Here is a 5934-nt window from a genome sequence, read left to right as displayed (position 1 = left end):
GTCGCAAGAAATAGTGCGACATTTGAACGGCAGCGATAACGGCGCTTGAACAGGGCGCCACTAATTCATTGATGATGGAAGTATTGGCATGAATCTCCATGAGTATCAGTCAAAACAGCTTTTTGCTGATTATGGGTTGCCAGTCTCTACCGGCTTTGCCTGCGATACCCCGGAAGAGGTCGCAGCAAAGGCGAAAGAGATCGGTGGTGACAAATGGGTCGTGAAGGCCCAGGTTCACGCGGGCGGCCGTGGTAAGGCCGGTGGTGTGAAGCTGGTGGATACCCCGGAAGATGCGGCGGCGTTTGCCAAGCAGTGGCTGGGCAAGAACCTGGTAACGTTCCAGACCGATGAACACGGCCAGCCGGTATCAAAAATTCTGGTGGAAACCTGCACTGACATTGCCAAAGAACTGTACCTGAGTGCGGTACTGGATCGTGCCAGCCGCCGTGTTGTCTTCATGGCCTCCACCGAAGGTGGCGTGGACATCGAAACGGTCGCAGAAGAAACCCCGGAGAAAATTCTCAAGGCGGAAATCGACCCGCTGGTGGGCGCACAGCCCTACCAGGCTCGTGAGATCGCGTTCCAGCTGGGTCTTGAAGGCAAGCAGGTCAATCAGTTTGCCAAGATCTTTGTGGGTCTGGCCAAGCTGTTTATCGACAAGGACCTGGCGCTGATCGAAGTGAACCCGCTGGTGATTACCGATGAGGGCGATCTGCACTGCCTGGACGCCAAGATCAACGTGGATGGCTCCGCACTGTATCGTCACCCGGACATCAAGGCACTGGACGATCCCAGTCAGGAAGACGAGCGTGAGCGTCGTGCTGCCGAGTGGGACCTGAACTACGTGGCGCTGGACGGCAACATCGGTTGCATGGTGAACGGTGCGGGCCTGGCCATGGGCACAATGGATTTGGTGAAGCTGAAAGGCGGTGCGCCGGCCAACTTCCTCGACGTGGGCGGCGGTGCAACCAAAGAGCGCGTTACCGAAGCGTTCAAAATCATCCTGTCTGATGATCAGGTAAAAGGCGTTCTGGTGAACATCTTTGGCGGTATTGTCCGTTGTGACCTGATTGCTGAAGGTATTATCGGTGCCGTGGAAGAAGTGGGCGTGACGGTCCCGGTTGTGGTTCGTCTGGAAGGTAACAATGCGGAGCTGGGTTCCCAGAAGCTGGCAGAAAGCGGCATGAACATCATTGCCGCACAAAGTTTTGATGATGCTGCCGAACAGGTAGTGAAAGCAGTGGGAGGTGCCGCATGAGCGTATTGATCGACAAGAACACCAAGGTTATCTGCCAGGGCTTCACCGGCAGCCAGGGCACACTCCACTCTGAACAGGCCATTGAGTATGGCACTCAGATGGTGGGTGGTGTCACCCCGGGTAAAGGCGGCCAGACGCACCTGGGCCTGCCGGTATTCAACACCGTGGCAGAAGCCGTGGCTGAAACCGGCGCCACCGCCAGCGTGATTTACGTGCCTGCACCGTTCTGCAAGGACTCCATTCTGGAAGCTGCAGACGCCGGCATCGAACTGATCGTCTGCATTACTGAAGGGGTTCCTGCACTGGATATGCTTTTCGTCAAAGAGTATATCTCCCGCATGGACGGCGTTCGTCTGATCGGCCCGAACTGCCCTGGGGTAATTACTCCGGGTGAGTGCAAGATCGGGATCATGCCGGGCCATATCCACAAACCTGGCAAGGTAGGCATTGTCTCCCGTTCCGGTACCCTGACCTATGAAGCGGTTAACCAAACCACCAAGCTGGGTTTTGGTCAGTCTTCCTGTATTGGTATTGGTGGCGACCCGATTCCTGGCATGACATTCATTGATGCGCTGGAATTGTTCCAGAATGACCCGCAGACCGAAGCTATCGTGATGGTCGGTGAGATCGGCGGTACCGCAGAAGATGAAGCGGCTGCCTATATCAAGGAGAACGTCACCAAGCCGGTGGTCAGCTACATCGCTGGCGTAACGGCTCCTGCAGGCAAGCGCATGGGCCACGCTGGTGCCATTATTGCTGGTGGCAAGGGCACGGCTGACGAGAAGTTTGCTGTCCTGGAAGCGGCGGGTGTGAAAACCGTGCGCAACCCGGCAGAAATCGGTAAAGCTGTGAAAGAAGCGACCGGCTGGTAAACCCGCCGCTAGCGATACAAAAAAGGCCGGCATTTGCCGGCCTTTTTTGTGGGCTTAGTGGAGGAGGTCGTCGTCCAGGTCGAAGGACTCGTATTCATTGAGTTCCTTCTTCAGACGCCGCTCTTCCAGCCGATCTTCGATGCGATGGCGCATGTCCATATTGAAAGAGCGGCTGCGAGCGCTGCGCTCTTCCTGCTCTTCCTCATCCACACTGTCATCCAGGATATCGAAATCTTCGTTCATCAGCAGATCTTCCGAATCAAGGTCTTGCTCATTACGATGGTTACTCATGGTGGCCTCCTTTCTGACCTCCTCAAACAACCTGTTATACGGGCTAATCAGGTCCGGACCCCCGGTTTCCCAATCTCCTCAGCGCCTGTATATCCTCAGACTTTCGGCCTTACAAGTTTTTTTTTCTTTTCAATGATGAGTGGCACAGAACATCCGGGCGGAAGGTCAGGGCTGTAATCAATAAGCGCTTGCAGCGGGCGGTTCGGGAGGGCTAAATGTGATGCATATCATGCCCTTCACTCTAATAGAAAAATCAGTAACTTAAGTGCTGGAATGCCCGCAAAAGGCTTTGTAAAGTGGGGGCTGTTCGCCGGTTATCGGTAGGGCGACGACCCGTGGAGAGAATAAGAATATGGCAGAACTGCTGATTATTGTTGGGGTAAGCGCACTCATCATCACCACGCTGGGGCTGATGCATGAAGCCGGTAGCCGGGGCCACAGCTCGCTTTTTTTTCTGGTGCCGCTGGTAAGCCTGGGGCAGGTGCAAAGTCATTGGGAATATTATCGCTGGTGGGCGCTGGGCCGTGTAGCAGCGGTGCTGACCACTGCGGTGGGCATAGGCCTGTTCGTGGTCACAGGCGGCAGCCTGGCGGGAGACGCTTCCGTGCAGCCGGTATCCAGCCAGAGCGGTCAGGTGCTGCGTGGCGAGAAAAAAGCCAGCAGCACCGCGTTTGTTTCCTCGGAAGAGTCTGCACTGTTGGTTGTCGCAAGACAGGGCAAGCGCCTGACCGGGCGTTTGCATGGAGAGACATTCCGTTACGACCGCGTTGCCCTGATTGATGGGGTAATGACCCTGAGCCAGGGCGAAGGGTTTCTGGCTGACCTGGAGGTACGCATTCTGCTGGGTTGGAACCCGGAAGACATCACCGAACGCAGAACATTGATTGTAGGCCCGTCGGATGAGGATGGTCCTGTGGTGCACCTCTCCTGGAAGCCGAAGAACCAGGATTACCCGGAGACTCGCATTTTTGACGGTGGCTATCGTATGGAGCTGGCTTTGGCGCCGCTGGATACGGGGCAGCTTTCCGGTTCCCTTGTGCTGGTCATGCCGGATAGTTTCAAGAGCTATCTGGCCGGGGACTTTACCGCGCACACAAACCACCTGCGTTACCGTAACGGCCAGGTCGACCTGTACTTTGATCATGAAGATACTCTGGCCTATGTGGCGGAGGAGTTTCTGCGAACCCAGTTCCCGGAAGGGGCCGTGAGCACGATTGAGGCCCGCCATGTGACCCTTCGGCGCACGGAAAATAGCGGCCAGGTAATGGCCGTGGTGGAATTGAGTAATGGGGCTGTGCAGGAACGCACGGTACGTTTGGAGAAGAGTGACGTGGGCTGGGCCGTGGTTGCTGGCTCCATGGAAACCCGTGTTACCACACCCGCAAAAGAGGGCGGGCTGGAGCTGGTGACCCCGAGTGCCGAGAAACCGGCTGAACCGGAACGGGCTGCGCCAGAACCGATTATGCAGACGTTCCCGGAATTGGTGGCGTATGAAAACCAGTCGGTGGTGTTGGAAACCACGGGCGGGCGGACCCTGGAGGGGGTGCTGCGCAAAGTGGATGGCGACCGCCTGTGGCTGGTAATGAATGTGGGCAGCGGTAATGTGGAGCGCAGCGTGGGGGCCGATGAATTACAGTCCCTGACCCTGTCTTCCGGCCAGCGAGTGAGGTTAACGGTGCCTGGTGGGGATCAGTCGGCGGCGGATGAGCCGGCGGATTCGCCGTCTACCCCGAGCCAAGCGGTGGAATCGGCGCCCGCGGAACCGGCAGAACCGGCTGCGGTTGCGAACAGCGAGCTCAAGGCGCTGCTAGGAAAAAATGTGACTATTGAGGCCAATGAGGGGCCCAGTCGCACCGGAATTTTGCAGGCAGTAGCCGACGATCACCTGACCTTGAGTGTGCCGTTGGGCGCGGGCAATATGGAGTACTTTTACGATATCGACAGTATTCGCCATATTGAGGCAACCCGTTGAAGGTACTGATAACAGGTGGCAGTGGGTTTATTGGCCAGCATCTTTGCCGGCGATTGGCAGCCCATGGCCACGAGTTGACCGTTCTTACCCGGAAACCCCGAAAAGCGGCTCGCGTGCTGCCGGAAGGGACGCGCCTGGTCACATCTCTGGATGATATCAACAGTGATGCGGCGATTGATGGCATCGTGAACCTGGCTGGCGAAAGCCTGTTTGCCGGGCGCTGGACCGAGCGGCGCAAGAAGGTGCTGTTTGCTTCACGGGTGGGGGTCACCGAAGCCGTAGTGAGTTTGGTATCCCGGCTGGACCGTAAACCGGCGGTGCTGGTTTCCGGTTCAGCCGTGGGTTTTTATGGCAATGCAGATAACGCGGAATTGTCTGAAGAAAGTCCCGCCCGCAAGCGTGATTTCGGTTATTTGCTCTGTGATGCCTGGGAACAGGCAGCCCGGCCGGTATCGCGACAGGGGGTTCGGCTGTGTCTGGTGCGCACCGGTATTGTGCTCGGTAGCGATGGCGGTATGTTGAGCAAGTTGCTGCCAGTGTATCGGCTTGGGCTTGGCGCCATGCTTGGTGATGGCAACCAGTGGCTGAGCTGGGTGCACATTGACGACATGGTGGCGGTGCTGGTTCGGGCGTTGGAAACCCCAGGGGTAGATGGTGTTTTCAATGCTTGCGCACCGGCCCCGGTAACCCAGCGAGAGTTTCACCACACCCTTGCCCGACAAGTGAAACGCCCGGCGCTGCTGCGCGTGCCATCCACCGCACTCAAAGTGGGCTTGGGAGAGCAATCCTCCATGCTGATTGGCGGCCAGCGGGTTTACCCCCGGCGCCTGGAGCAGCAGGGCTTCATTTTCCGTTTCCCGGATCTGGATTCTGCCCTGTCTCACCTGACCAGTCGTTAAGCTGGCCCAGCCTGTCCAATGGTGATTTGTGCAGCGCCAGGGTGGATGCCGGGTGGCTGGCGTTGTTTCTGAAGCCTTCCTGGGGCGAATGCCGGGGATGGACTGGAGATCCTCCGTATAAAGAGAAGAAAAAGCCCCCACATTCCAGATTTTGAACAAAGGTATCTGGCGTTGTGCATTCGGCGTTCGGCGATTTGCCAGGGTTGAATAGTGAGGCGGGCCTTGAGGTCCGCTTATCACTCAATTCAGTGACGCACCTTGAAAACCCCCGGTTTGCCCATATCTGTTTCTCAACATTACCCGCAGGTTCAGGAGCCAATCGTGTCAGCAGAAAAACAGACCCATGGATTTCAGGCAGAAGTATCCCGTCTTCTTCACTTGATGATTCATTCTCTCTACAGCAACCGGGAAATCTTTTTGCGGGAGCTGATTTCCAATGCGTCGGATGCGTGCGACAAGTTACGTTTCCAGGCGCTGGATAATCCTGCGTTGCTGGAGCAAGGTGGTGAACCCCGCATTACCCTGCAAGTGGACAAGGACGCGGGCACGTTGACCATTACCGACAACGGCATTGGCATGGGCCAGGATGAGGTAGTGGATAACCTGGGTACGATTGCCCGTTCCGGGACGGAAAAATTCCTC

General features: G+C 56.9%; 5 protein-coding genes and 1 pseudogene. 5 read left to right on the top strand and 1 reads right to left on the bottom strand.

Features of this window, described 5'->3' with window-relative positions:
- Positions 1 to 88: 88 nt before the first annotated feature.
- On the top strand, positions 89 to 1258 hold the full coding sequence (sucC, locus tag A3754_RS14655) for an ADP-forming succinate--CoA ligase subunit beta (RefSeq protein ID WP_007149713.1): 1170 nt from the start codon (positions 89 to 91) through the stop codon (positions 1256 to 1258).
- Positions 1255 to 2130, top strand: coding sequence for a succinate--CoA ligase subunit alpha (gene sucD, locus A3754_RS14650; protein WP_007150875.1), 876 nt, complete (start codon positions 1255 to 1257; stop codon positions 2128 to 2130). Before sucC ends, sucD begins: the two co-directional genes overlap by 4 nt.
- A 54-nt stretch (positions 2131 to 2184) precedes the next feature.
- Here the strand turns inward: sucD and A3754_RS14645 are convergent, their stop codons facing one another.
- Positions 2185 to 2421 (bottom strand): PA3496 family putative envelope integrity protein, encoded by a 237-nt coding sequence (locus A3754_RS14645; protein WP_063520290.1) that lies wholly within the window; start codon positions 2419 to 2421, stop codon positions 2185 to 2187.
- A 352-nt stretch (positions 2422 to 2773) separates the two neighbouring features.
- Here A3754_RS14645 and A3754_RS14640 point away from each other — a divergent pair, with 352 nt between their 5' ends.
- The 3 genes and pseudogenes from A3754_RS14640 to A3754_RS14630 form a co-directional block, all read left to right on the top strand.
- A complete protein-coding gene (locus A3754_RS14640; protein WP_063520289.1) occupies positions 2774 to 4393 on the top strand; it encodes a hypothetical protein in 1620 nt (539 codons plus the stop codon).
- Entirely contained in the window at positions 4390 to 5292 is a 903-nt protein-coding gene (locus A3754_RS14635) for a TIGR01777 family oxidoreductase (RefSeq protein ID WP_063520288.1), read from the top strand. The genes A3754_RS14640 and A3754_RS14635 overlap by 4 nt, the downstream gene beginning before the upstream one ends.
- A 321-nt stretch (positions 5293 to 5613) precedes the next feature.
- Positions 5614 to 5934, top strand: a pseudogene (locus A3754_RS14630) (ATP-binding protein); the annotation flags it as partial.

This window comes from Alcanivorax sp. HI0083, assembly GCF_001635175.1.
This window is presented reverse-complemented; position numbering and strand designations above follow the sequence as displayed.